26 protein-coding genes are annotated in these 25,215 nt (G+C 63.6%); 9 read left to right on the top strand and 17 right to left on the bottom strand.

Annotated features, from left to right (window positions below; translation table 11 throughout):
* Nucleotides 1-8: 8 nt before the first annotated feature.
* The 11 genes from MESOP_RS01070 to MESOP_RS01020 form a co-directional block, all read right to left on the bottom strand.
* On the bottom strand, nucleotides 9-311 hold the full coding sequence (locus tag MESOP_RS01070) for an HPr family phosphocarrier protein (RefSeq protein WP_013891460.1): 303 nt from the start codon (nucleotides 309-311) through the stop codon (nucleotides 9-11).
* A gap of 22 nt (nucleotides 312-333) precedes the next feature.
* Entirely contained in the window at nucleotides 334-723 is a 390-nt protein-coding gene (gene dhaM / locus MESOP_RS01065) for a dihydroxyacetone kinase phosphoryl donor subunit DhaM (RefSeq protein WP_006325214.1), read from the bottom strand.
* Nucleotides 720-1,322, bottom strand: a complete 603-nt coding sequence (dhaL, locus tag MESOP_RS01060; RefSeq protein ID WP_013891459.1) for a dihydroxyacetone kinase subunit DhaL — start codon at nucleotides 1,320-1,322, stop codon at nucleotides 720-722. Before dhaL ends, dhaM begins: the two co-directional genes overlap by 4 nt.
* Nucleotides 1,323-1,394: 72 nt before the next feature.
* Nucleotides 1,395-3,038, bottom strand: coding sequence for a dihydroxyacetone kinase subunit DhaK (locus tag MESOP_RS01055; protein ID WP_013891458.1), 1,644 nt, complete (start codon nucleotides 3,036-3,038; stop codon nucleotides 1,395-1,397).
* 74 nt (nucleotides 3,039-3,112) lie between these two features.
* Entirely contained in the window at nucleotides 3,113-4,126 is a 1,014-nt protein-coding gene (locus MESOP_RS01050) for an ABC transporter ATP-binding protein (RefSeq protein WP_013891457.1), read from the bottom strand.
* Entirely contained in the window at nucleotides 4,119-5,231 is a 1,113-nt protein-coding gene (locus MESOP_RS01045) for an ABC transporter ATP-binding protein (RefSeq protein ID WP_013891456.1), read from the bottom strand. The genes MESOP_RS01050 and MESOP_RS01045 overlap by 8 nt, the downstream gene beginning before the upstream one ends.
* Before the next feature lie 2 nt (nucleotides 5,232-5,233).
* The gene (locus MESOP_RS01040) at nucleotides 5,234-5,437 is read right to left on the bottom strand and encodes a hypothetical protein (protein WP_013891455.1); all 204 of its coding nucleotides are present in this window, start codon (nucleotides 5,435-5,437) and stop codon (nucleotides 5,234-5,236) included.
* Between the two features lie 214 nt (nucleotides 5,438-5,651).
* The gene (locus tag MESOP_RS01035) at nucleotides 5,652-6,602 is read right to left on the bottom strand and encodes a carbohydrate ABC transporter permease (RefSeq protein ID WP_013891454.1); all 951 of its coding nucleotides are present in this window, start codon (nucleotides 6,600-6,602) and stop codon (nucleotides 5,652-5,654) included.
* A complete protein-coding gene (locus MESOP_RS01030) occupies nucleotides 6,599-7,546 on the bottom strand; it encodes a carbohydrate ABC transporter permease (RefSeq protein ID WP_013891453.1) in 948 nt (315 codons plus the stop codon). The genes MESOP_RS01035 and MESOP_RS01030 overlap by 4 nt, the downstream gene beginning before the upstream one ends.
* A 109-nt stretch (nucleotides 7,547-7,655) precedes the next feature.
* Complete coding sequence (locus tag MESOP_RS01025) at nucleotides 7,656-8,987, bottom strand: ABC transporter substrate-binding protein (protein WP_013891452.1); 1,332 nt, start codon at nucleotides 8,985-8,987, stop codon at nucleotides 7,656-7,658.
* Nucleotides 8,988-9,273: 286 nt separating this feature from the next.
* Entirely contained in the window at nucleotides 9,274-9,963 is a 690-nt protein-coding gene (locus MESOP_RS01020; protein ID WP_013891451.1) for a PIG-L deacetylase family protein, read from the bottom strand.
* Nucleotides 9,964-9,990: 27 nt separating this feature from the next.
* Between MESOP_RS01020 and MESOP_RS01015 the strand changes: the two genes are divergently transcribed.
* The 5 genes from MESOP_RS01015 to nhaA all read left to right on the top strand — a co-directional run bounded on the left by MESOP_RS01015 (nucleotide 9,991) and on the right by nhaA (nucleotide 17,171).
* Nucleotides 9,991-10,881, top strand: a complete 891-nt coding sequence (locus tag MESOP_RS01015; RefSeq protein ID WP_013891450.1) for a DMT family transporter — start codon at nucleotides 9,991-9,993, stop codon at nucleotides 10,879-10,881.
* 47 nt (nucleotides 10,882-10,928) lie between these two features.
* Complete coding sequence (gene hrpB, locus MESOP_RS01010) at nucleotides 10,929-13,391, top strand: ATP-dependent helicase HrpB (protein WP_013891449.1); 2,463 nt, start codon at nucleotides 10,929-10,931, stop codon at nucleotides 13,389-13,391.
* A gap of 333 nt (nucleotides 13,392-13,724) precedes the next feature.
* Nucleotides 13,725-15,056, top strand: a complete 1,332-nt coding sequence (locus tag MESOP_RS01000) for an ActS/PrrB/RegB family redox-sensitive histidine kinase (protein ID WP_013891448.1) — start codon at nucleotides 13,725-13,727, stop codon at nucleotides 15,054-15,056.
* 63 nt (nucleotides 15,057-15,119) lie between these two features.
* Nucleotides 15,120-15,683, top strand: a complete 564-nt coding sequence (locus MESOP_RS00995; protein ID WP_013891447.1) for an ActR/PrrA/RegA family redox response regulator transcription factor — start codon at nucleotides 15,120-15,122, stop codon at nucleotides 15,681-15,683.
* Nucleotides 15,684-15,980: 297 nt separating this feature from the next.
* Nucleotides 15,981-17,171, top strand: a complete 1,191-nt coding sequence (nhaA, locus tag MESOP_RS00990; protein WP_013891446.1) for a Na+/H+ antiporter NhaA — start codon at nucleotides 15,981-15,983, stop codon at nucleotides 17,169-17,171.
* A gap of 14 nt (nucleotides 17,172-17,185) precedes the next feature.
* Here the strand turns inward: nhaA and MESOP_RS00985 are convergent, their stop codons facing one another.
* Entirely contained in the window at nucleotides 17,186-17,686 is a 501-nt protein-coding gene (locus tag MESOP_RS00985; protein WP_049802431.1) for an MmcB family DNA repair protein, read from the bottom strand.
* Nucleotides 17,687-17,847: 161 nt separating this feature from the next.
* Here MESOP_RS00985 and MESOP_RS35505 point away from each other — a divergent pair, with 161 nt between their 5' ends.
* Entirely contained in the window at nucleotides 17,848-18,018 is a 171-nt protein-coding gene (locus tag MESOP_RS35505; RefSeq protein ID WP_167313534.1) for a hypothetical protein, read from the top strand.
* A gap of 830 nt (nucleotides 18,019-18,848) precedes the next feature.
* On the opposite strand, the gene cueR is transcribed toward MESOP_RS35505, so the two are convergent.
* Nucleotides 18,849-19,265, bottom strand: coding sequence for a Cu(I)-responsive transcriptional regulator (gene cueR / locus MESOP_RS00975; RefSeq protein WP_013891442.1), 417 nt, complete (start codon nucleotides 19,263-19,265; stop codon nucleotides 18,849-18,851).
* A gap of 226 nt (nucleotides 19,266-19,491) precedes the next feature.
* Here cueR and MESOP_RS00970 point away from each other — a divergent pair, with 226 nt between their 5' ends.
* Nucleotides 19,492-20,109 (top strand): L,D-transpeptidase, encoded by a 618-nt coding sequence (locus MESOP_RS00970; protein WP_013891441.1) that lies wholly within the window; start codon nucleotides 19,492-19,494, stop codon nucleotides 20,107-20,109.
* Nucleotides 20,110-20,243: 134 nt separating this feature from the next.
* Here the strand turns inward: MESOP_RS00970 and MESOP_RS00965 are convergent, their stop codons facing one another.
* The 3 genes from MESOP_RS00965 to trpS all read right to left on the bottom strand — a co-directional run bounded on the left by MESOP_RS00965 (nucleotide 20,244) and on the right by trpS (nucleotide 22,610).
* Nucleotides 20,244-20,813, bottom strand: a complete 570-nt coding sequence (locus MESOP_RS00965) for a NifU family protein (RefSeq protein ID WP_013891440.1) — start codon at nucleotides 20,811-20,813, stop codon at nucleotides 20,244-20,246.
* A 147-nt stretch (nucleotides 20,814-20,960) separates the two neighbouring features.
* Nucleotides 20,961-21,452 carry a universal stress protein gene (locus tag MESOP_RS00960; protein ID WP_013891439.1) on the bottom strand — a complete coding sequence of 164 codons (492 nt, stop codon included), beginning with the start codon at nucleotides 21,450-21,452 and terminating at the stop codon, nucleotides 20,961-20,963.
* A gap of 90 nt (nucleotides 21,453-21,542) precedes the next feature.
* The gene (gene trpS / locus MESOP_RS00955) at nucleotides 21,543-22,610 is read right to left on the bottom strand and encodes a tryptophan--tRNA ligase (RefSeq protein ID WP_013891438.1); all 1,068 of its coding nucleotides are present in this window, start codon (nucleotides 22,608-22,610) and stop codon (nucleotides 21,543-21,545) included.
* A 240-nt stretch (nucleotides 22,611-22,850) separates the two neighbouring features.
* Between trpS and MESOP_RS00950 the strand changes: the two genes are divergently transcribed.
* Nucleotides 22,851-23,096 (top strand): type II toxin-antitoxin system VapB family antitoxin, encoded by a 246-nt coding sequence (locus tag MESOP_RS00950; protein WP_013891437.1) that lies wholly within the window; start codon nucleotides 22,851-22,853, stop codon nucleotides 23,094-23,096.
* Nucleotides 23,096-23,500, top strand: a complete 405-nt coding sequence (locus MESOP_RS00945) for a type II toxin-antitoxin system VapC family toxin (protein WP_013891436.1) — start codon at nucleotides 23,096-23,098, stop codon at nucleotides 23,498-23,500. Before MESOP_RS00950 ends, MESOP_RS00945 begins: the two co-directional genes overlap by 1 nt.
* Here MESOP_RS00945 and murJ read toward each other — a convergent pair.
* Nucleotides 23,475-25,073 carry a murein biosynthesis integral membrane protein MurJ gene (gene murJ, locus MESOP_RS00940; protein ID WP_013891435.1) on the bottom strand — a complete coding sequence of 533 codons (1,599 nt, stop codon included), beginning with the start codon at nucleotides 25,071-25,073 and terminating at the stop codon, nucleotides 23,475-23,477. The genes MESOP_RS00945 and murJ overlap by 26 nt on opposite strands.
* Nucleotides 25,074-25,215: the final 142 nt, after the last annotated feature.

Genomic DNA, 25,215 nt, shown 5'->3' with positions numbered 1-25,215 from the left:
GGCCGGCCTCACGCCGACCGGACATGACCGGCACCCTCGTCGAAATCGCGCCGCACCAGCTCGACCAGCGCGTCGACGGCATCATTGGCGCCGTCACCGCGGGCCCTGATGTGCAGCACCGTGCCCTTCGGCGCCTTGGCCGCCATCACCTTGACGATGCTCTTGGCGTCGAACCACGGCCCGTTGGCGGCGAGCGCTATTTCCACGTCGGCAGCAAACGTCTTGGCGAGCTTGGTGAATTTCACCGAAGGACGCGCATGCAAGCCCACATCGTGGGTGATCAGGACGGTCGCTTCGGCGGCTGCGGACATGTCTTTCAAAATTCCCGTTCGCTCACGACGGCGACAATTCATGCGCCGTCGCCACCACCTCCCGAAGCGAGGCGCCGCCGGACGCCTCGGTCGCGGCCATCACCGCGCCTTCGACGATCGGCGCATTGCAGACGATGATCTTCTGCGCGCGGGGTTCGCCGATCATTTCCACCGCCATTTCCGAGTTGGTCTCGGCGCCGCCGAGATCGACCAATATGGCGACGCCGGCTTCCGACCAGGCTTTGTCGATGGCGCCCATGATAGCCTCGACATTGGTGCCGAGCCCGCCATGGCCGTTTCCGCCGCACCATGCAAGCGGCACTTCGTCGCCCACCATCTGGCGCACCATGTCGGCCGTGCCCTCCGCGACCAGCGGCGAATGCGACACGATCACGATCCCGACATTGCTCATGCGCTTTCCCCGATCGCCTGTCCCACAGTGCGCACCAGCAGCGCCGTCGAGCGCGCGCCGGGATCCATATGGCCGATCGAGCGGTCGCCGAGGAAAGAGGCGCGGCCACGCTGAGCCTTCATCGGCACGGTCGCCTCGGCCGCAGCGTCGGCGATGTCGGTTATCTCGGCCGCCGTCTTTCCCCCGGCCAATGCATCATGCACCGGCTGCAGCACATCGAGCATGGTTTTTTGGCCAACTTGCGACTTGCCCCGCGCCGCCACCGCTTCGATCGCTCTGCCGAAGGCAGCCGTCAGATTGGCGCGATCGGGCTCCGCCGAAATCTCCTTGCCCAGCGCCATGAACAATGTTCCGAACAGGGGGCCGGACGCGCCGCCCACCGTCATCACCAGCTTGGTGCCGATCGCCTTGAGCGCGTCGGGCAGCGGCTTGGCGGCGAACGCATCGGCCTCGGCCCGCACGGCCTCGAAGCCGCGCTTCATGTTCAGCCCGTGGTCGCCGTCGCCGATCGCCTGGTCGAGCGCCGTCAATTCCTCGGCGTGAGCGGCAATCGTATCGGCAGCAGCCGCGATCAGCCTGGCAAGGTTCAACGCCGCCATGTCGCCCAGACTCCCGGTTTCCACCTTGACGGCAGTAGCGAAAGAACGGTCATTCGGCAACGGGTGCATGTGTCAGGCCGCGACAAGCAGCGTCGCGGCGGCCGCGAACACCTCGGCCACGGCATGGGCGCCGGGATCGGCCACGCCCTGCAACTGGCTGCCGACATAGGCGGACCGTCCGGCCTTCGCCTTCGCCATGGCCGCCGTTGTCTCCGCGCCGCGCCGGGCCGCCGCCGCTGCTTCTTCCAGCCCATTGGCGTCGAGCGCTTTCAGGGCTGGCTCCAGGGCATCGACCATCGTGCGGTCGCCAAGCTGTGCGCCGCCATAAAAGGTCATCCGCTCGAGGCCGGCAAGCAGCGCCTTGGCCACATCGGCGCCGCCATCCAGAGCCTGCGCCGCCGCGGTGAAGAAGATCGACAGCAGCACCCCGCTGGAGCCGCCCATCGATGCGCTCAGCACGTCACCTATTGCCCCAAGAGTTGCCGCGGGATCCGCAAGCGGCAGACTATCGAGACGCTCGAGGATGCTGCGCGCGCCGGTCGCCACCGTCGAGCCGGTGTCGCCGTCGCCCGCCTTGGCGTCGAGCCCGTTCAATGTGGCTTCGAGCGAAATCAGCCTTTCGCAGACCGTGACGATCACGCGCCTGGTGCCGGCATCCTGGCTGGCCTTGTACGCAGCGCTTTGTCCGGCTGCTTTCGCCATAGGCACGACAGCAGGCGCTGCGGCCGGCTTGGCCGGCATCCAGGCATGCGGGCCGACCGGGGCCAACAGGGCTGTCTCACGTGCGGCGTCGAGCCGGATCAGCGACAGCGAGAAGCCGTTCATGTTGAGTGCCGTCATCAGCGGTCCGGGACCGACGGTCAGTTTGACGGCTTTGCCGAGTGGCGAGGCAAGCACCGCATTGGCGATGACAGACATTTCGAGTGGCGGCACGGAGCCGAGATTGTTGATCAGCAAGGCATAGCTTTCCTTCGGGTCGAGCCGCACCGCCAGGCGCTCCGCCATGATCGCCACCAGCCGGTCGGCGCTTTGCACCGCGATGCGCTCGACACCCGGCTCGCCGTGAATGCCGAGGCCAAGCTCGCCATCGTTTTCGCCGAACCTGTCCTCATGCGGCTGGCCGGGAATGGAGCAGGACGACAGCGACATGCCGAGCGAAACGATGTCCTTCGCAGCCGCCCGCGCCGCCTCTGCAACGGTTGCGAGATCCTGGCCCGACTCCGACAGGTGTCCAGCGATCTTGTGCACGAACAACGTGCCGGCGACGCCGCGCGGCTGGGCAATGTCGGGCAGCGCGATGTCGTCGGCAACGATCACCATCTCGACGCGAAAGCCTTCGGCGCGCGCCTTCTCGGCCGCCAGACCGAAATTGAGACGGTCGCCGGTGTAGTTCTTGACGATCAGCAGGCAGCCGGCCGGCCCGGTGACGGCGCGGATGGCCGCCAGCACCGCCTCGACGCTCGGCGAGGCGAAGATCTCGCCGGAGACCGCCGCCGTCAACATGCCCTTGCCGACAAAGCCCGCATGCGATGGCTCGTGCCCGGCGCCGCCGCCGGAAACGACGCTGACCTTCGACTTGTCCCAGTCGGCGCGCAGCACGACCTTGATCTCGGGATAGCCGTCGAGGCGCGCAAGATCGCCTGAGCCGATGGTCCGCAACAGGCCATCCAGCGCCTCGGTGACGATCGTTTCCCTGCGGTTGAAAAAGTGCTTCATCGAATTCGGTCCCGTATTCGCAATCGTCAATCACAAGCTGGCGTTTGAACCCTTGGCGGGAACGCCGAAACCGTTCACATCAATCTTTGTCCGTCGGCACCGAAATAGAGCGGCGAGCGGTAGCGGATCACCACCCTGTCGCCTTGCGCCAGATCCGTGTCTGGATCGGTCAGCGTCACCAGTTTCTTCGGCCCGACCGTCACATGAAGGTGGTTCTGGTCGCCGAGATGCTCGACCCAGTCGACGACGCCGTCGGCATGGCCATTCATGGCCTTTTCGATCGTCAGATGTTCGGTGCGCGCGCCGATCGTCCTGGTGCCGGCCGGCGCGCCGCCATCGGGCAGCAGTCCGGTCGGCAAAAGGTTGATGGCCGGCTGGCCGAGCCTTGCCGCGACATGCAGGTTTGCCGGCTCGGAATAGATCGTTCTCGGCGAGCCGATCTGTACCAGCACGCCGTCTGCGAGGATGCCGATGCGGTCGGCCATCGTCATCGCCTCGATCTGGTCGTGCGTGACGTAGAGCATGGTGGCGCCGAGTTCGGACTGGATGCGCTTCAGTTCGAGTCTGAGGTCCGCCCGCAGCTTGGCGTCGAGCGACGACAGCGGCTCGTCCATCAGGTAGATCGCGGGCTTGCGCACCAGCGCGCGGCCGATGGCGACGCGCTGCATTTCGCCGCCGGACAGCTTGGTCGAACGGTTGGTGAGCTTGTGATGGATGCGCACCATTTTTGCCACCTCTTCGACCCGCCGGCGAATCTGGTCTTCCGGCATCTTGCGTGCCGGCGAGCGCAGCGGAAAGGCGAGATTGTCGAACACCGACAGATGCGGATAGAGCGAATATTGCTGGAACACGAAGGCGGTGTCGCGCTCAGCCGGCGACAGCGTCGTCGCATCGTGGCCGCCGATCTCGATCGTGCCCGCATCAGGCCGTTCTAGTCCGGCAATCAGCCGCAATGTCGTCGTTTTGCCGGCCCCAGTCGGCCCGAGCAGCACGACGAACTCGCCGTCCGATATGTGCAGGTCGAGACCGTCGACGGCGACATGGTCGCCAAAGCTCTTGGTCACGTTCTTGATGTGCACGTCAGCCATGCTGCACTCTCCGCTCCGAGGCGGTATCGTGAACCGCAGTTCTCACAGCGCGGCCCGATCCCTTGTCGAACAGCGACAGCCGCGCGCTGTTCAATGTCAGGCCGACATGGTCGCCGGCACTGAGCCGGATCTCGGCCGGCACGCGCGCCTTGATGATGCCGTCCGCCGTTTCCACCGCGACGATCTGCGTCGTGCCGAGATATTCGGTGCCGTAGATGGCGCCGCGCAGCTTCGAGGCGTCGTCGAAGCGGATATGCTCAGGCCGGATGCCAAGCGCCATTTCGGCCGGCGCAATGTCCTCGCGCACCTCCGGCACCGCGATTTTCGCGCCCTGGACGACAATCTCCTTCGCGCCTTTGGTGAGCCCGCCACCGAAGCCGAGGAAATTCATCGGCGGCGAACCTATGAAGTCGGCGACGAACATGGTCGCCGGACGATCGTAGATTTCGCGGGGTGTTCCGAACTGTTCGATGACGCCGTGGTTCATCACAGCGATCTTGTCGGCCATCGACATCGCTTCCATCTGGTCGTGCGTGACATAGACCGTGGTGGCGTGGATGCGGTTGTGCAGCTCGCGCAGCTCATGGACCATCAAATCGCGGAATTCGGTATCGAGCGTGCCGAGCGGTTCATCCATCAGGAAGCATTTCGGCCGCCGCACGATGGCGCGGCCGAGCGCCACGCGCTGGCGGTCGCCGCCGGCAAGGCCCGAAACGGATTTGTTGAGCAGATGATCGATGCGCAGGAGTCTCGCTGTCTCCTCGACCCGGGTGCGGATTTCGGCGGCCGGCATGCCTTGCGCCAGGAGCGGAAAGCCGATGTTCTTGCGCACGTTCATGTGTGGGTAGAGCGCGAACAGCTGGAACACGAAGGCAATGTCGCGCTCGCGGGCCCGCAGCATGGTGACGTCGTCGCCGCCGAGCAGGATCTCGCCACCGGTCGGCAGTTCGAGCCCGGCGATCATGCGCAGCGTCGTCGTCTTGCCGCAGCCCGACGGCCCGAGCATGACGAAGAACTCGCCATCCTCGACAACGAAATTGGAATCCTGCACGGCGACGAAATCGCCGAAGGCTTTTCTCAAATGTTGGACGCGGATCTCGGCCATGATTATTCCGGGAACTTCGAGACGATGATGAACATCACGGTGCCGGCGAGCATGGTGATGAAGGAATAGGTGTAGAGCGACAGCGCGAAGGGCTGGAACAGCATCAGGAAGCCGACGGCGATCAGCGCCGTGGCGATGTTTTCCATCAGCCCGCGCCTGGCCCACCGGGGCCATGATGATTTCCTGGAGATGGCGAGGCGGGTCATGCGTAGCTCCCTTCCTTCTCGCCGTTCAAGGGGAGAGATGGTTGCGGGGTGGTTCCCCCACTCCGTCGCTGCTTCGCAGCGCCACCTCTCCCCCCTCCGGAGGGAGAGGAAAAGAGCCTGGCTGAATGAAGTTCGCGCCCTTCCTCTACCCCGTCGATCGGGGGAGAGGTGTCGAGCGAAGCTCGACGGAGTGGGGGTCGACCTCGCACATCACTCATTTGCGCACCGCCCCAAAAGTGATGCCGCGCAGCAATTGCTTGCGAAGCAGAATGGTGAAAACCAGGATCGGCACCAGGAAAATCGTCGTGCCGGCAGCAACCGCCGGCCAGTCCTGGCCGCCCTCGCCGATGATGGTCGGGATGAAAGGCGGCGCGGTCTGTGCCGTACCGGAGGTCAGGAGTGCGGCGAACGCATATTCGTTCCAGGCGAAGATCAGGCAGAAGATGGCGGTCGCGGCAATGCCGGTCGTCGCCTGCGGCAGCACGGTGCGCCAGAAGGCCTGCAGCCGCGTATAGCCGTCGATCATCGCCGCCTCCTCGTATTCGCGCGGGATCTCGTCGATGAAGCCTTTCAGGAGCCACACAGCCAGGGAGACATTGACCGCCGTGTAGAGCAGGATCATACCGAGTGCGGTGTCCGACAGGCCAAGCTCGCGGTACATCAGGTAGATCGGGATGGCGACGGCGATCGGCGGCATGAAGCGCGTCGACAGGATGAAGAACAGAAGGTCGTCGGCCAGCGGCACCTTGAAGCGCGAGAAGCCATAGGCCGACAACGTGCCGAGAAACACCGCGCAGAAAGTCGAGCCGAAGGCGATGATCAGCGAGTTGGCGAAGCGCGGCAGGAAGTTGGACGGGCCGGCGATCACCATGTTGCGCTTGCGCACCGTCTCGTCGCAGAAGCCGGTCGCCGGTCCCAGCGAGTTGATGTACTCCGGCGTTTGACGTGTGCGCGTCGTGAACAAATTGCAGTAGCCCTCGATGCTAGGCTGGAACAGGACCTTGGGGGGATAGGCGATCGAGTCCGGCGGCGTCTTGAAGCTGGTGGCGAAGATCCACAACAGCGGCACGATCGAGATCAGCGCGTAGGCGATGATGATCGCGCCGGCGATGCGCTTCGAGTTGGCCGAGGGGGCGACGACCGAATGGGCAGTGGTCAGGCTCATCTCTGCTTCACCTTGTTGAGCGCCTTGACGTATATGTTGGCGAGACCGAACACCGCGACGAACAGGATGATGGCGAAGGCCGAGGAATAGCCGGTGCGCCAGCTCTCGAAAGCCTGCCGCTTCAGCGTGATCGAGGCGACTTCGGTGGTCGATCCAGGCCCGCCGCCGGTCAACAGATTGACCATGTCGAACATCTTGAAGTTCTCGATGCCGCGAAACAGCACCGCCAGCATGATGAAGGGCAGCGCCATAGGCAGCGTGATCGACCAGAATTGCCGCCAGTTGGAGGCGCGGTCGACCTCGGCCGCCTCATAGATGTATTCGGGGATCGAGCGCAGCCCGGCGAGGCAGATCAGCATCACGTAGGGTGTCCACATCCAGGTGTCTACGATGATGATCGACCACGGCGCCAGCGACACGTTGGAGAGCATCTGGATGCTCGTCGGTGGAATGCCTGACACGAACGAGATGACATAGGAGAACAGACCGATCTGCGGTTCGTAGAGGAAACGCCAGAAATTGCCGACCACCGCCGGCGACAGCATCATCGGCACCAGGATCAGCGTCGTCCAGAAGGCGTGGCCGCGGAACTTCCTGTCGATCAGCCAGGCCAGCGTGAAGCCGATCAGCGTCTGCAAAAGGATCGTCCAGAACACGAAATGCGCCGTCGTCTGCATGGCGATCCAGATATCCTTGTCGCCGAGGATGCGCTGGTAGTTGGCAAAGCCGAGATTCTTCACCATTTCGTTGGGCCGGTTGGCCCGGTAATTGGTGAAGGAGAGATAGATCGCCCAGAACAGCGGGAAGATGTTGATGGCCAGCAGCAACAGGATCGTCGGCGAAATGAACAGCCAGGCGAGGCCCTTGTCGCTGATGCCCCGGACCTTGCGGGCCAACGGCTCCGGGGTCGCCCGGGCAACGTTCTCCGCGGTCCGATTGAGCATGGTGAGTCCTGCTTCGGTCACTTTAAAACGTCTCTGTCATGGAATTTATCTGAACCGCGTCCCGTGCCAAGGTGGCACGGGACGCTCGGCTTAGCTCGGGAGGAGCCGGTTACATCTTGCCATCGTCCTGGAACACCTGGGTCCAGTCCTTGACCAGGCCATCAAGCGCATCCTTGGCCGAACCCTGGCCGGCGACGACATAGTCGTGGAAGCGCTTCTGCGAGGCCTGCAGCAGCGGGGCGTAGCTCGGCTCGGCCCAGAAGTCCTTCACGATGGCCATCGAGTCGAGGAAGGTCTGCGCGTAGGGCTGGCTGGCCGGGAATTTCGGATCCTTCACCACGGCGTTCAGGCAGGAATAGCCGCCGAGCGACCACCACTTGGCCTGCACGTCCTTGTTGGCGAACCACTTGATGTATTTCAGCGCCGATTCCTGCTTGTCGGAATAGGACACCACCGAAATGCCCTGGCCGCCGAGCTGGGCGAACTGTTCGCCATCGGGGCCCTTGGGATTGACGAAATAGCCGATCTTGTCGCCGCCGACATTCTCGTCCTTCTGCAGGCCTGGCCAGGTGAAGGCGAAGTTCATGTGCATCGCCACCTGGCCGGATTTGAAGGCATCGACGCCTTCGCCCATGTAGCTGTTCGACGCGCCGGGCGGGGTGCAGCAATCATAGAGCGCCTTGTAGAACTCCAGCCCCTTCACCGACTTGTCGGAATTGACGAAGCCTTCCATCTCGTAGGGCTTCTTCGGGTTCTCGTACTGGAAGCCGTAGCTGTAGAGCACGTCCATGGCGCCCATGGTGATGCCTTCGGAGCCGCGCTCGGTATAGATCGAGGCGCCATAGACGGTCTTGCCGTCGATCTGCCGCTTCTGGAAGAATTCGGCGATCTGCTTCAACTGGTCGAAGGTAGCCGGCGGGCCGAGATCCCAGCCATACTTCTCCCTGAATTCCTTCTGCAGTTCCGGCTTGGAGAACCAGTCCTTGCGATAGGTCCAGCCGACGACGTCGCCCATGGCCGGCAGCGCCCAGTAGTTCGGCGTGTTCTTCGGCCATTCCGAATAGCCGACCACGGTTGCCGGCACGAAGTCGTCCATGCTGATTTTCTCCTTGTCGAAGAAGTCGTTCAGCTTGACGTAGTGGCCGTTCTCGGCGGCCCCGCCGATCCACTGGCTGTCGCCGATGATCAGGTCGCAGAGCTTGCCGTGCGAATTCAGCTCGTTGAGGAAACGGTCGGCGTAATTGGTCCACGGCACGAATTCGAATTTCATGCCGATGCCGGTTTCCTTGGTAAAATCCTTGGACAGTTCGACAAGCGCGTTTGCCGGGTCCCAGGCGGCCCAGCACAGCGTCAGGTCTTCAGCGTGCGCGGCGTTCGAGACGGCTGTCGACGCTGATATCGCCGAGGTCAGTCCCAACGCCAGTTTAAAGCTCGATTTCATGCCTTCCTCCCATTTGCGAAACGCGCCCGGATGACGGTTTCAAGAGCCCTCAACCCCTCTCCTCAGGGGCCTAAACATGGCAGCGCCAGAGCGCCGCGAATGTTTAGTAATTTGTTTAGTGATGCAATTTTTACTAAACAAGGCAAGCGAATTCGTCGCTGCGCCGCAGCATGACGGCGCCGGCATCTGAAAACGTTGGGAAAAGCGCGGAGCGTGGTGTCGACGGCCGCGGAGTCTGGAGGCCGTGCGGGCTGATTTCGACCAGGCTCGCAGGCCGTCTCCCGGCTCAGTCGACCTTCTTGGTGCTCACCATGACCGTCCGGATCGGTGGTGCCGGCGGCAGCAGCGCGCGAATGTCGCCGAAAGGAAATATCGGCTCGAAGCGGAAGGCTTCGGCCTGCGAGGCTTGCTCACCATTGCACTGGCCGGAGCGAAAAAGGTTCTGCGTCCGGGCGGCGTCGGCGAAGCGGTCCGGGTCCTGCGATTGGTGCATGCGGATGGCCTGCGCCTTGATCTCGGCGTGGTTGGAAATATCGATATAGTGCGTCGGCGAAAATCCGGTGCCGCCCATCGTGTCGGCATGCAGCACCGGAACGCTGAACGAGGCCGCGATTCGTACGCCGTCGGACAGCGCGCGGTGATCAGCGTGATAGTCGTTGGGTGCGTGCGTGATCACCAGGTCCGGCCCGATCTCGCGAATGAGCCCTTTCAGCGCGCCGATCAGCGCGGCGTCGGCCACCAGCTCGCCGTCGGGAAAGTCGAGGAAGCGCGGCGTCGCCCCCAGCAGCGCGGCCGCGGCCGTGGCTTCCTCGCGCCGGACACGGGCGAGAATGACGGGATCGCTCTTACCGCCCCTGGCCCCATCCGTGGCCACGGCAAAAGTGAGCTCTGCGCCTTGCGCCGCATAGGCGGCCATCGTACCGAACATGAAGATCTCGATGTCGTCCGGATGCGCACCGAGAGCCAGTATTTTCAATGCTTCTCTCCCCGGAAATGGAACAACGTGACGAACGGAATCCTGCTCGCGCTGATCGCCTATGCAAGCTATTCGGGCAGCGATGCCGTTATCAAGAGCCTGGGCGGACAGTTCACCGTCTTCGAGATCGGTTTCTTCGCCACCTTGTTTGCCGGCTGTTTCCTGTTCTTCACCCGCCCGGCGGGCGAACGCTGGCGCGATTTCTGGCGCATGAAGCGGCCATGGGCCGTGCAAGCCCGGGCCTGGGCCGGCATCCCGTCCGGGGTACTCAGCGTCTATGCTTTCACCCACATTCCCCTGGCCGAAGTCTACGCCTTGATCTTCCTGGCACCCTTGCTGGTCACCATCCTGTCGACCGTCATCCTGAAGGAAAAGGTCGGCCCCTGGCGATGGCTGGCCGTGGTCGCCGGCTTTGCCGGGGTGATGCTGGTGGTGCGGCCGGGCTTTCGTGAATTGAACCTCGGCCATCTGGCCGCCTTCGTGGTTGCCTTCCTCGCTGCGACCAGCGTCATCCTGATGCGCTCGCTCGCCCAGCAGGAGAAGCGCACGTCGATGCTCGGCGTACTCGTCGGCTATGGCCTGGTGTTCAACGGGCTCGGCGCCGCGACCACCTCGTTTACCTTGCCGAATGCCATGCAGTTGGTTTGGCTGGCGTTGGCCGGCGCCTTCACCGCCGGCGGACAATTGCTGCAGCTGCTCGCCGCCAAATACGCCCCAGCCAACCGTATTGCGCCGACACATTATTCGCAGATCGTCTGGGCGGTCATCCTCGGCGCGCTGTTCTTTCAGGAATATCCCGACTGGCTGTCGCTGGTCGGCCTCGCGGTCGTCGGCGGTTCCGGCCTGCTGACCATGGTGCGCGAGGAAGCAAGGCTGGGCACGGTGCGCTGGAACCCGTTTTCGCGGACCCGGCTTTGAGCTGGTGCCAGTTGCACGGCGACCGTGAGCGCTGATATGCGGACGCGATGATCGCAGAACCCTTGCCGCAACTTCCGGTATCAGCCGTGTTGCCGGCGCTGAGCGAGGCGCTTGGCTCCGGCAACAGCGCCGTGCTGGTGGCGCCGCCCGGTGCCGGCAAGACGACGCTGGTGCCGCTGGCGCTGCTCGATGCGCCGTGGCTGGGTGCCGGCAAGATCGTGCTGCTCGAACCGCGCCGGCTTGCCGCCCGCGCCGCCGCCCGCCGCATGGCTGAACTGCTCGACGAAGAACCCGGCGCCGCCGTCGGCTATGCCATGCGCATGGAAAACCGCACCTCGGCAAAAACCAGGATATTGGTCGTCACCGAAGGCGTGCTGGCGCGCATGATCCTCGACGATCCCGAATTGCCCGGCGTCTCGGCGGTGATCTTCGACGAATTCCACGAGCGTTCGCTCGATGGCGATTTCGGCTTGGCGCTGGCGCTCGATGTGCAAGGCGCCCTGCGGCCGGACCTGCGGCTGCTGGTGATGTCGGCGACACTCGATGGCGCGCGCGTCGCAAAACTCCTGTCGGGCGCGCCGGTTATCGAAAGCGAGGGCCGTGCCTTCCCCGTCGACATCCGCTACGACGAACGGCCTGCCGGCATCCCTATCGAGGACGCCATGGCCAAGGCGATCCGCAACGCTCTCGCGGACGAAAGCGGCAGCGTGCTTGCCTTCCTGCCCGGCCAGCGCGAGATCGAGCGCACCGCCGAGCGGCTGTCCGGCAAGATCGGCGCCGACACCGACATCGTGCCGCTCTATGGCATGCTCGACGGCAAGGCGCAGGACGCGGCGATCAAGCCGGCGCAACCAGGCCGCCGCAAGGTGGTGCTGGCGACCTCGATCGCCGAGACCTCGATCACCATCGACGGCGTGCGGGTCGTCATCGATTCCGGCCTGTCACGGCTGCCGCGCTATGAGCCAGCGAGCGGTCTCACCCGGCTGGAGACGGTGCGCGTCAGCAAGGCATCGGCCGACCAGCGCGCCGGCCGCGCCGGGCGCACGCAAGCTGGCGTCGCCATCCGGCTGTGGCGCGCCGAGCAGACGGCGGCATTGCCCGCCTTCACGCCGCCGGAAATCCTCGAAGCGGACCTTTCGGGCCTGCTGCTCGACTGCGCCGCCTTTGGCGTCGCCGATCCCGCGACGCTCGCCTTCCTCGATCCGCCGCCGGCCCCGGCGCTCAACGAGGCAAGGGTGCTGCTGCGCGCGCTCCATGCCATCGACGAGGCCGGGCGTCTGACCGAAGCGGGCGCGTCGATGCGCAAGCTCGCTCTGCCGGTGCGGCTGGCGCATATGGTCGCCGAGGCTGCGAAGAGCGGCCATGCCGGGGAGGCGGCCATGCTGGCCGTGTTGCTCACCGAACGCGGGCTTGGCGGCGACGGCGCTGATCTGGAGCGACGGCTGATGCGCTTTCGTGGGGAGAGATCGCCGCGCGCTACCGCCGCGCGGCAACTGGCTGAGAGGCTGGCAAGGCAGGTGGGCGGTACAAAACAAAGCGAAGCTGCTTCAGCCGGTCCTCTGCTCATCCACGCCTGGCCGGACCGCGTCGCCAAGGCGCGCGGTGAACGCGGGCGCTTCGTGCTGGCCAATGGCTCCGGCGCCATGCTCGATGCCGCCGATCCGCTGGCCGGCGAGCCGTTTCTGGTCGTCGCCGACCTGCAAGGCAAGGCGCAGAATGCGCGCATCGCGGCAGCGGCGGCAATCGGCGAGGACGACATCCGCGCCGCGCTGGCCGACCGGATCGAAACGCGCAGGCAAACGAGCTTCGATCGCGAGCGCAGCGCCGTGCGGGTGCGCGAAACCGTGCGCCTCGGCGCCATCACGCTCGCCGAGCGCATGCTGCCGCCGCCTTCAGGCGCCGATGCGGACAGGGCGATCCTCGACGCCTTGCGCGAACACGGATTGTCGCTGCTGAGCTGGAACAAGGAGGCCGAAACGCTGCGCCAACGGCTCTCATGGCTGCATCGTGGGCTTGGGTCGCCATGGCCCGACATGTCGGATGCTGCCCTCATCGAGCGCCTTGACGACTGGCTGCTGCCGTTCCTGTCCGGGGCCGCATCCTTCGCCGCCATCGATTCCGCTGCTGTTTCGGCCGGGCTGGCTTCGCTTGTGCCGCACGACCTCCAGCGCAAGATCGACACGCTGGCGCCGACCCATTTCGACGCGCCGTCCGGCAGCCATTTGCCGATCCGCTATGACGGCGAATGGCCGGTGCTGGCGGTGCGCGTGCAGGAATTGTTCGGCCTCGATCGCCATCCTTCGATCGCCAACGGCACGGTACCGCTGACGCTCGAACTGTTGTCGCCGGCGCACCGGCCGATCCAGACCACGCGCGACCTGCCCGGCTTCTGGCGCGGCTCCTGGGCGGATGTGCGGGCCGACATGCGCGGCCGCTATCCCAAGCACGTCTGGCCGGAAAATCCGCTGCAGGCGGCGGCTACTGCAAGAGCGAAGCCGAGAGGCACGTAACCTCGGGAAGCTTGGGCGGACCGCTTGGATCAGGAAGGATTCCCTTGAAAATTTGGCGCAAACATCAACCACTTCGTCATCCGCGGGCGGAGCAAGGAGCGCAGCGACGCGGCGCAGACCCGAGGATCCATGCCGGGACTCTGAAGCGTCACCACGGTCCAGAATTCTGCGCCGCTGCACTCCACGTCCAGGGTCGCGGCATGGATCCGAGGGTCTCCGCGACGGAGCTTCGCTCCTGCTTCGCCCAGGGATGACGACGTCGGGGGGCTTCGGCCAATCGCGAATGCCGACTGCGCACCGCTACTAGCGCTTGCCCTCTTGCGGCTGTAATCCATGGCCATGATCAACGTTTTGCGTTCGCCCGATTTCCAGCAGAGCCAGAGACTGCGCCTCAACACGCTGATCCGGCTGCGCTGGCTTGCCATTGTCGGCCAGAGCGTGACGGTGCTCGTCGTCGCCTACGGCCTGAAATTCCCGCTGCCGGTCAGCCTGTGCTTCGCGCTGATCGCCTGCTCGGCCTGGATGAACCTGTATCTCGCCTTCCGCTTTCCGGCGGCCCACCGGCTCACCCCGTTCGCCGCCTTCGGCATCCTGATCTTCGACAGCCTGCAGCTTGCCGGCCTGCTTTACATGACCGGTGGCCTGACCAATCCGTTCTCGCTGCTGATGACCGTACCCGTCGTCATCTCGGCGACGTCGCTGCCGTTGCGGCTGACCGCGCTGCTCGGCGGGCTGGTGATGATCGCGGCGACCTTGCTTGTGTTCATCCACCTGCCACTGCCTTGGCATGAGGGCGCGCCGCTGGAGATGCCCTTCATCTATGTCGCCGGCATGTGGATGGCGGTGCTGTCCTCGATCGCCTTCACGGCGATGTATGCCTTCCGGGTGGCGGCCGAAGCCCGGCTTCTGGCCAATGCGCTTGCCGCCACGGAACTGGTGCTGCAGCGTGAGCAGCATCTTTCGGCGCTCGACGGCCTCGCGGCGGCGGCGGCGCACGAACTGGGCACGCCGCTCGCCACCATCACGCTCGTCGTCAAGGAGATGGAAAAAGCACTCGGCAGCGATCCAAAATACGGCGAGGACGTAAAACTGCTTCGCTCACAGAGCGAACGCTGCCGCGAAATACTCAAGCGCCTCACCAGTCTGTCGACCGAGGGCGAAGCGCATCTTTCCCGCCTGCCGCTGACCTCGCTCGTCGAGGAGGTCACCGCGCCGCATCGCGACTTCGGCATCTCGATCAAGCTTCGGCCCGGCGAGCGAACCGGGCCGGAACCGGTCGGGCGCCGCAATCCGGGCGTCATCTACGGCCTCGGCAATTTGGTCGAGAATGCCGTCGATTTCGCCCGCAAGAGCGTCACCGTGCGCTGGAGCTGGGACGAGGCCATCGTCACCTTCTCGATCATCGACGACGGGCCCGGCTTCCCGCCCGAGATCATCGACCGCATCGGCGAGCCCTATATGTCGACGCGCCAGGGCAACGAAGCCGGCGGAGGCCTGGGGCTTGGCCTGTTCATCGCCAAGACGCTGCTCGAACGCTCCGGCGCCACGCTCGACTTCCGCAACTCGAGCGGACTGGGCGAGGGCGCCGTGGTGCAGATCTCGTGGCCCAGAAACGTCTTCCTGAACCCGGAATCGGCGCCCGCGACGATGTTTGACACTGCGTAAATTGGACAATAGCGACGCAAAACTATATCTGCGTAAAATTAAGGCAGCAGGATTTTTAAGACGATGACTGGCGATGAAAATATCGGTGCAATGGTTGAAGGCGAGGACACCTCCCTTCTGATCGTCGATGACGACAAGCCGTTCCTCACACGCCTGGCCCGGGCCATGGAAACCAGGGGATTCGTGGTCGAGACGGCCGAGAGCGTCGAGGAGGCGGTCGGCAAGGCGCGGGCCAATCCGCCCGCCTACGCCGTGGTCGACATGCGGCTCGGCGACGGCAACGGGCTCGACGTCGTCGCCGCCATCCGCGAGAAGCGCGAGGACTCCCGCACCATCATCCTGACCGGCTACGGCAACATCGCCACCGCGGTGACCGCGGTAAAACTCGGCGCCGTCGATTATCTGTCGAAACCCGCCGATGCCGACGACATCTTCGCCGCACTCACCCGCACCGCCGGCGAGCGCGCCGCGCCCCCGGAAAATCCGATGTCGGCCGACCGCGTCCGCTGGGAGCACATCCAGCGGGTCTACGAAATGTGCGAGCGTAACGTCTCCGAAACCGCGCGCCGGCTCAACATGCATCGTCGCACGCTGCAGCGCATACTGGCCAAGCGCGCGCCGCGTTAGGATCGCAGGACACGCGGGGCAATCGCTTGGATCGTTGCGGAGACCACCCAATTGTTGAAGACGGCGCCGCCCCTCATCGCCCTGCCGGGCACTTCTCCCCGTATAGTGACGGGGAGAAGGGGCTGACGCCGCGCCGACATCTCTTCTGCAGCGCTGACAATTGGCGAAAGCATCGATGACAAGACCCCTCTCCCCGTCACTATACGGGGAGAGGATGCCGGCAGGCAGGTGAGGGGCAGAGCTGGCGTTCGGAATTGGTTGATGGGGCAAATTCGAATCTGAGGTGACGGAGGCGACATGCAGGACTTGAAGCAGCGGCCGGTTTCCGTCTTCCGCGAATTTCTCGACAGCGAGGCGGCCGGCGGCGTCATTCTCATGGTGGCGGCGGCGCTTGCCCTGATCGTTGCCAACTCGCCGCTTTCCGAAACCTATTTCTCGGTTCTCCACGCCTATCTCGGCCCGCTCAGCGTCTCGCATTGGGTCAACGACGGGCTGATGGCGGTGTTCTTCCTGCTCGTCGGCCTCGAGATCAAGCGCGAGATGCTGGACGGCCAGTTGTCCACCTGGCCCAGGCGCGTGCTGCCCGGCGTCGCGGCCGCCGGCGGCATGGTGGTGCCGGCGCTCGTCTATGTCTTCGTCAACCGCGGCAATTCGGCCGCGCTCGCCGGCTGGGCTATCCCGACCGCCACCGACATCGCTTTCGCGCTCGGCGTGCTGTCGCTGCTCGGCAGCCGCGTGCCGGCATCGCTGAAGGTTTTCCTCACCGCGCTTGCCATCATCGACGACCTCGGCGCCGTCATTATCATCGCCATCTTCTACACCAGCGGCCTGTCGCTGGCGTATCTGGGAGCGGCCTTCGCCGTCATTGCCGCGCTCGTCGTGCTCAACCGCATGCGGGTGATGACGCTGGTGCCTTACCTGGTACTCGGCGCCATATTGTGGGTGCTGGTGCTGAAATCGGGCGTCCATGCCACGCTTGCCGGCGTGGCGCTGGCTTTGACCATTCCGCTCGAACGCTCCGCCGGGATCGGCCATGACCTCGACCGTTCGCCGCTGCACCGGCTCGAACATGGCCTGCACAAGATCGTGCCGTTCATCGTCATTCCGATCTTCGGCTTTGCCAATGCCGGCGTTTCGTTCGCCGGCCTGAGCCTTGGCGCGCTGATCGAGCCGTTGACGCTGGGTGTCGCCGCCGGCCTCGTGCTCGGCAAGCTGGTCGGCGTCTTCGGCTCCTCCGCGCTCGCCATAGGGCTTGGGCTGGCTGATTTGCCGGCCCATGCCGGCTGGCGGCATATGATCGGCATTTCGCTGCTCTGCGGCATCGGCTTCACCATGAGCCTGTTCATCGGCCTGCTCGCCTTCGCCAGCGATGTCGCGCTGCAGGACGCCGTCAAGGTCGGTATCCTTGCCGGCTCCTTCATCGCTGCCATCCTCGGCGCCGCCGTGCTGTTGATGGCACCGGCGGCTGGCGAGGAGAGCGAGGAGTAGCGCGCGTCCGGAAGCTACTCGCTCTCCCCGTCGAGCGCCGGAACCGACACGCCTGCCAACTCCGCCGCCAGCAGCCGTGAGGCTCCGGCGCGCGCGATCCGCAGCATCAGCGCCTTTCGCGTTGCCGCCGCCATGCGGTGCTCGGGTGCATCGCGTAGGATTTCGGCGCCGTAGCCGTCGGAGAGGATGAAGCCGCACTCCTCCGGAAAAATCTCCGAAGGCACGCCGGGATGGGTGGCGAAGAAGAACCGGTCGGAATGCAGCCGGTAGTCGGGCCATTTGCGGTCGACGCGAAAATCCTCGATCGAGGATTTGATCTCGATGATCCAGACGTCGCCTTGCCGGGTCAGCGCCACGAGATCGGCGCGGCGGCCGGTCGCCAGCGACAGCTCAGGCAACACATGCGCGCCCATTTCCATGAGCAGCCGCTGCACGCCACGCCGCACCAGCATGGCACGCTCCGACTGGCGCCCGTCGATCAATGGATTGATTGCAATAGGGGAGATGATTGGCATGGCAGGCACCATGCCAGATTCTGTTCACGGTTTGAACCCGTTTTTGTGGGGCGACTATCGGTTTGAGAAACCCAAAAGCCCCCAAAAGAAGTCAGGCCTCAGCTCTTGAAGGCCTAATTGGGAGGCAATACCATCGACTCGATGGGGTTGGTGAAGTGACGTTGAACGACGATAAGGGCGAACATCTTTGGGCATTTGACCTTGCCGCTTTGCGCGAGGCCTTCGGCAAGTACGTTCAGGAGCACAAGACCACGGTTCCTGAATGGGGCGAACACGCCAAGCTGTTCCTCGAAAAACAGAGAGATCACCAGGTACAGTCCCGCCTTCCGTGATCGCACCATATTTTCCTGAGTATAATCTGGTATTGATCCGGTGCGGCCTCACGCTGTGCCGATTAATTTTCATTTTTAACTATAAAGAATTGCAGGACTAAAGTCTTGCATCTCGCCAACGAAGGTCTGACGTAACCGCTTTGGTTCCGTTCTTGTCCATTGGATGTTCTATTACTTTAGTAAATCAGCATATAGCGCGATCTGCCCATTTTTTCGACGTTCGGTTTCTAGCCGGGCTTTCTTTTAGTCCTGGAGGTCCGGATTTCTCTCGATGACATCTGCGGTATGCCGACATGGGCCGACATGTCCTGTGCCTCGACTTCCTTTGCGGTGACTTCCCGCAGAGTGTTCAACAGCACCATGCCAGACACCTAGCTGTCGGTTGCGGGCCTCATCCATCCTTGCCATCTCCGCTCCACGGCGAGAATGCGACTTCCCGGGTGGAGACTGGACGGGGCCGCCGGCCACAGGCTGCCAACCGGGCTCCGGGGCAACGGCCCGATCCGCCCGCCTTCCGCGATCGCACCATAATTTGTCTGAGCGCGGTCTGGTAATGATCCGTCGCGGCCCCATGTCGCGCCGATCACCTTCCGTTCTTAACTATAAGCGGCAGGACTAAAGTCTTGCGTTGTCTGCGCAAAGGTCTGACGTAACCGCTTTGGTTCCGTTCTTGTCCATTGGACGTTCCGTACTTTAGCCAATTAGCATATTAGACTTACCTAAATCAGTTTTCGCGCGCGAGTCAGCCGAAGCACGCCTATCCGGTCCGTTCCAGACATTGAACGGATGGGTACACGAGGTCATCGCGCCGGCCGGCAAACCTCTTTTCGCTATCGCCTCGCCGAAACGGCTCCGTCGCCGGCCGCCCCCGCCATATCGTCCAGGATCGGGCAGTCCGGCCTGTTGTCGCCATGGCAGGCGTGGATCAGCGTCTGCAGGGTCGAACGCATCGACTGCAGCTCGCGCACCTTCTCCTCGATCGCCTTGACATGGGCAGCGGCGATCTCGCGCACGTCGTGGCTGGCGCGGCTGCGGTCCTGGTAGAGCGCCATCAGCTGGTGGCAATCATCGATGGAAAAGCCGAGATTGCGCGCGCGGCGCAGGAAGGCCAGCCGGTGGATATCGTCGCCGGAATAGTCGCGGTAGCCGTTGGCGGCGCGCGCGGGCGCGATCAGGCCGATCTCCTCATAGTAACGGATGGTCTTGGCCGGCAGGCCTGAGCGGTTGGCGGCGTCCCCGACATTCATGGCGGTTTCCCTGATTTTGCCGGCCCGCGGTTCGGGCCCATTGAATTTGCTTCACAATCTGGTGAAGGCTGTTGCCGAAATGCCATAGTGATACGCTTACCAGCAGGTAAGGCCCTGGATATAGGCATCGGGTGCTTGGCAAGCAAAGCAAATGCCAGCATGAATGATGGCGAGAAGGCGGCCGACTCGTGCCGCTCTAAGTTTGGGCGGGGCTCCGGATCACCTCATGCGCATGAAGTCGCTTGCAATAGTTGCCGCAATGGCGCTGTCCACTGCACTCGCCGGTTGCAGCACCATTGGCGGGCAGATATTTTCCAACGACTATGGCGCGGTGACCGATGCCGGTTACCAGCTGCCGCGCATCCCGATCGAGAAGGTGCCGTCGAAGTATCACCGCCAGGAAGTGAATTACGACACCAAGGAAAAACCCGGCACGATCATCGTCGACACGCAGAACAAGTTCCTCTACTTCGTCGAGGGCGACGGCCTGGCGATCCGCTACGGCATCGGCGTCGGCCGCGAGGGCTTCGAGTGGCATGGCACCGCCCATATCGCGATCAAGCGTGAGTGGCCGACCTGGACGCCGCCTTCGCAGATGATCAAGCGCCAGCCGGAACTCGCCAAGTTCGCCAGCGGCATGGAGCCGGGCCTGAAGAACCCGCTCGGCGCTCGCGCCATGTATCTCTTCAACAAGGGCGGTGACATGGGTTACCGCCTGCACGGCAGCCCGGAATGGAACTCGATCGGCAAGGCGATGTCGTCGGGCTGCATCCGGCTGATGAATCAGGACGTCATCGACCTTTATGATCGCGCCTCGGTCGGCGCCAAGGTCATCGTCCTCTGATCGTGGTCGCAAGGACCAGGGTCAAAGCAGTTCGTACGCGGACCGTCTAGGCAACAATGGACGTCCCAAAACAGAAAACCGGGCAATTCGGCCCGGTTTTTTGTTTTTTACAGTTGGCAAATAGAGCGAAACGATCAGGCGACCTGCTCGACCTGCTGCACTTCCGGCACGAAATGGCGAAGCAGGTTCTGGATGCCGTGCTTCAGCGTCGCCGTCGATGACGGGCAACCGGCGCAGGCGCCCTTCATGTGCAGGAACACGGTGCCATTCTCGAAACCGCGGAAGGTGATGTCGCCGCCATCCTGGGCCACCGCCGGGCGCACCCGCGTGTCGAGCAGCTCCTTGATGGTGATGACGAGCTCCTCGTCCGCCTTGTCGTAGAATTCGCCGGTCTGGCTGGTTTCGGCGGCGGGACCCGCCTTGGCCATGACAGGCGCGCCGGACATGAAATGCTCCATGATGGCGCCGAGGATCGCCGGCTTCAAATGCTGCCAGTCGGGGCCGTCCTTGGTCACGGTGATGAAGTCATAGCCGAAGAACACGCCGGTGACGCCGGGGATTTCGAACAGCCGGCCGGCCAGCGGCGACGCCACGGCCGCACTGTCGGCATCGCGGAAATCGGCGGTGCCTTCCAGAAGCACTTCCTTGCCGGGCAGGAATTTCAGCGTCGCCGGGTTCGGCGTCGATTCGGTCTGGATGAACATGGACGTCTCCGTGCCCGTATTGGGCAGATAGTTTGGAATAGTTCTAAATAAGCTCTATCGGCTGAACATTCAAGCGGAACGCGTCGCCGGAACGGCTGGCTGGCGGAATGTTTTTGCTAGCTGGGGAATCGAAATTCCTGGCAGGCTTCAGGCGAGACTGTCGATCTCCTCGTCGGAAAGATTCTGCGGCACCACAGTCACAGGGATCGGGAAGGCAGCACCCTTGCCGGCCACGGCGCCGACCAGCGGCCCCGGGCCTTCCTTGCCGGCGCCGGCCGCCAGCACCAGGATGGCGATATCCTGGTCTTCCTCGATCAGCCTGTGGATCTCCTCCGTCGGCTTGCCTTCGCGCACCACCATCTCCGGCTCGATGCCGAGCTTCTGGCGCACCTTGTTGGCATAGCCATCAAGCGCCGCGCGCGCCGTGGCGTTGGCCTCTTCTCGCATGATCTTCTCGACGCCCAGCCAATGCTGGAAATCATCAGGGACGATGACATAGAGCAGCACCAGCGTGCCGCTGGTGCTCTGCGCCCGCTTCGAGGCGTAGGCGACGGCACGCTCGCATTCCGGCGTATCGTCGATGATCGTCAGGAATTTCCTGCGATGACCGGCTTCACGGATGAGGCGTTTGGAGACCATGTCTATCTGCTCGATGTGTTTTCGGCCGCAATCTGCCACCGCCATCATTTGGCCGCAAGCGGCCGGCTGGCGGCGGTGTCTTGGTACAGGTCAGCCCTGTAGCAGGCCGACGATGTCGCGCACCGTCTTCATCGTCGTTTCGGCCAGCACGCCGGCGCGTTCGCCGCCATCCCTGAGCACCGCGTCGACATAGGCGCGATCGCCCTGGATGCGGCGCATCTCGCTGGCGATTGGCGCCAGCTTCTCCACCGCCAGATCGGCCAGCGCCGGCTTGAACACCGAAAATTGCTGGCCGCCGAATTCCTTCAGCACCTCGGCTTTGGAAAGCTCGGCGAGACCGGCATAGATGCCGACCAGGTTTTCGGCTTCCGGCCGGGTTTCCAGCCCGTCGACTTCGCTCGGCAAGGCTTCCGGATCGGTCTTGGCCTTGCGGATCTTCTTCGAGATGGTGTCGGCGTCATCCGTCAGGTTGATGCGCGACAGGTCCGACGGGTCCGACTTCGACATCTTCTTCGACCCGTCGCGCAGGCTCATGATGCGCGCCGCCGGGCCGCCGATGACCGGTTCGGTGATCGGGAAGAAGCCGTTCACCGTCTCGTCGCCGACCTGCATCTCGACGCCGACGCCAAGGCTGGCGATGCGATCGGAGAAGTCGTTGTTGAATTTCTGCGCGATGTCGCGGGTCAGCTCCAGGTGCTGCTTCTGGTCTTCGCCGACCGGCACATGGGTGGCGCGGTAAAGCAGGATGTCGGCGGCCATCAGCGAGGGATAGGCGAGCAGGCCCAGCGAAGCGTTTTCGCGATCCTTGCCGGCCTTGTCCTTGAACTGCGTCATCTTGTTCATCCAGCCGATGCGCGCCACGCAATTGAAGATCCAGGCAAGCTCGGCATGCTGCATGACCCGCGACTGGTTGAAGACGATATGCTTCTTCGGGTCGATGCCGGAGGCGAGGAACGCCGCGGTGATCGACCGCGTCTGGTCAGCAAGGTCATCATAGACGAGCTGCGCGGTCAGCGAATGCAGGTCGACGACGCAATAGATGCAGTCGGACGTGTCCTGCAGGGCGACGAATTTCTTGATGGCGCCGAGATAGTTGCCGAGGTGCAGATTGCCGGTCGGCTGGACACCAGAGAAGACGAGTGGCTTGAAGGCGGACATGGGTTTCCTCATGGCTTGTGGAGGGCCGTATAAGCATGATTCCAAAAAGTTGCAGACTTTTTGGAGCCAATCATGCGGCTGGAAACCGCGCGCGGCGAAAGTCTTGCGACGGCGCGCTTATGGACGAAGGGGGCGGCAGGATCAAGGGGCTGGTTGGCCCTCCAAAGGCTCCTCAAGATATTGACATTTTGATGTAGGTGGCTACATTATTTCCGCTACATTCGATTGGGTAGGCACGTTATGACGATCAACATCAACAACAAAGAAGCGGATGACTTAACGCGCACCTTCGCTAGAATTGAGGGCGTTGGCATAACCGAGGCGATCGTGATTGCCATGCGCGAAGCGCTTGAGCGCCGCCGCAATCGCGAGACGCCGTTGGAGACGGCGGCAAGGCTGCGCGCCGAATTTGGAATCGAGCTCAGCGAGCAGGCGCGCAAACCGCTGCCGCGCTCGGTCTACGACGAATTGTCCGGCGAAGACTGATGTTTGTCGACGCAGCCGCTATCGTCGCGATGCTCAGCCACGAGGCCGAAGCGCAGCGCTGCGCACGGGCCGTCTTGGAAGCATCGGCTCCGTTCACGTCGGCAATCGCGGTGTGGGAAGCGGCAATGGCCCTTTCGCGATCCGAAAAGCTAGCGGTGCCGGTCGAAGTGAGCCTCAAGATAGTCAGTCGTTTTCTCGAAGAACGGGCTATTGCCGTGCGGGAGCTTCCGCCTGCCGCTGACGCAACGTCATTGTCCGTTGAGGCTGCGTCGCGGTTTCGCAACAAGGCCATCCGACTGAATTTGGCGGATTGTTTTCACTATGCTTGCGCGCGCTACTATGCCGTCCCGATGCTTTCGACAGCCGACGAATTCCGGCTCACGGATCTGAAGACTGTTCCTTAGGCTGTGGTGTCTCCTTGCGTCCGACATTGCGCCGGATCATGCCGAAATCGGCGCCACCCGTGGCAAACGCTGTGACGAAGTAGAGCAGCGCTCCACCGGCGACGAGCGTCAGAAGCGTCGTCGCTTTGACCACCAGCGGCGAGCCGGGGCCGAGTCTGACGGCCAGCCAATGCTCCGCAAAATACAGCGCCACCGCCATCACCGCCGCCGACAGCACCAGGCGTGGAATGCGCTTCAGGAGCGGTACGTCGCGGCCCCAATGGCCGCGCCGGATAAGCACGCCAAGCAGCATCAGCGCGTTGACCCAGCCGGCCACGGCAGACGCCACTGCGATGCCGGGTGCGCCCATCCTGGGAAACAGCGTCAGCGCGGTGGCGACATTCACCGCCACCGAGATGGCGGCGAAGATCATCGGCGTGCGCGTGTCCTCGCGGGCGAAATAGCCGGGGGTGAAGGCCTTGATCAGCACGAAGGCCGGCAGGCCCAGGCCGAAGATCGCCAGGATCGCCGCCACCGTCGGCGTCGAATGGTTGGCGGCGAACGCGCCGCGCTCATAGACCAGCCGCACGATCGGCTCCGACATCACCCAGAGTGCCGCCGCCGCCGGCAAGGTCATGAACAGGGTGAACTCGACGGAGCGGTTCTGCAGATTGGCCGCCTCGATCAGATTGCCTGATTTCAACGCCCGCGACAGCTCGGGCAACAGCACGATCGCCACTGCCACGCCGACGACGCCGAGCGGCAGCTGATAGACGCGGTCGGCATAGGCGAGCGAGGACACGGCGCTGTCTTGCGCCGACGCGATCGCCGTGCCGATCAGCTGGTTGATCTGGGTGATGCCGCCGGTGATCGCTGCCGGCAGCGCTAGGATCAACAGCCGCTTCACGTTCGGCGTCATCTTCGGCCGGCGGAAGCCGATAGAGATGCCGGCGTTGCGCACCGCCACCCAGACGATGGCGAGCTGCACGATGCCTGCCGCCAAAACGCCCCAGGACAGGCTGAAGCCGACAGCACGTGCATCCAGCCCATGATACCAGGCGTAGCCAAGCACGCTGATCAGGATGATGTTGAGGAACGCGGGCGCGATCGCCGCCGCGAAATAGCGGCGCAGCGAATTCAGCATGCCCGCCATCATGGCGGCAAGCGACATGCAGATGAGGTACGGGAACATGATCGTCGCCAGTGCGACGGTCGTCTCGAACTTTCCAGGCGTGTCGGCAAAGCCCGGCGCCACCAGGTAGCGCACGATCAGCGGCATCGCCAGTTCCATGACGATGGTCAGCGCCAGCAGCGCGGTGAACAGCACGCCGAACACTTCCTCGGAGAAGCGCTTGGCGCCATCAGTGCCGTGCGTTTCGATCTCCTTGGCAAACAGCGGCACGAAGGCGGCGTTGAAGGCGCCCTCGGCGAACAGCCGGCGAAAGGTGTTGGGAAACTGGAAGGCGGCGTTGAACGCGTCGGCCACCGGCCCGGTGCCCAGTGCCGCCGCCATCAGCATCTCGCGGCCAAACCCCAGTGCGCGGCTCATCAGCGTGCCGGAAGCGACTGTTGCGAATTTCTTGACGAGGCTCATGCGTTCGGAGACTGCCTGTGAGCAATTCCAGGAAAAGCGTTAAACGGTTTTCCGTCCGGAATTGTGTTGAAACAAAAAGTTGGAGCTATTCGCCGTTTCCGTGAAACGGCGAATAGCTCTGGAGATTGGGACAAAGTGATGA

The organism is Mesorhizobium opportunistum WSM2075 (assembly GCF_000176035.2).
Lineage (GTDB): Bacteria > Pseudomonadota > Alphaproteobacteria > Rhizobiales > Rhizobiaceae > Mesorhizobium > Mesorhizobium opportunistum.
Note: the sequence above shows the minus strand (reverse complement) of the source record. Positions and strands in the feature narration are given on the sequence as shown.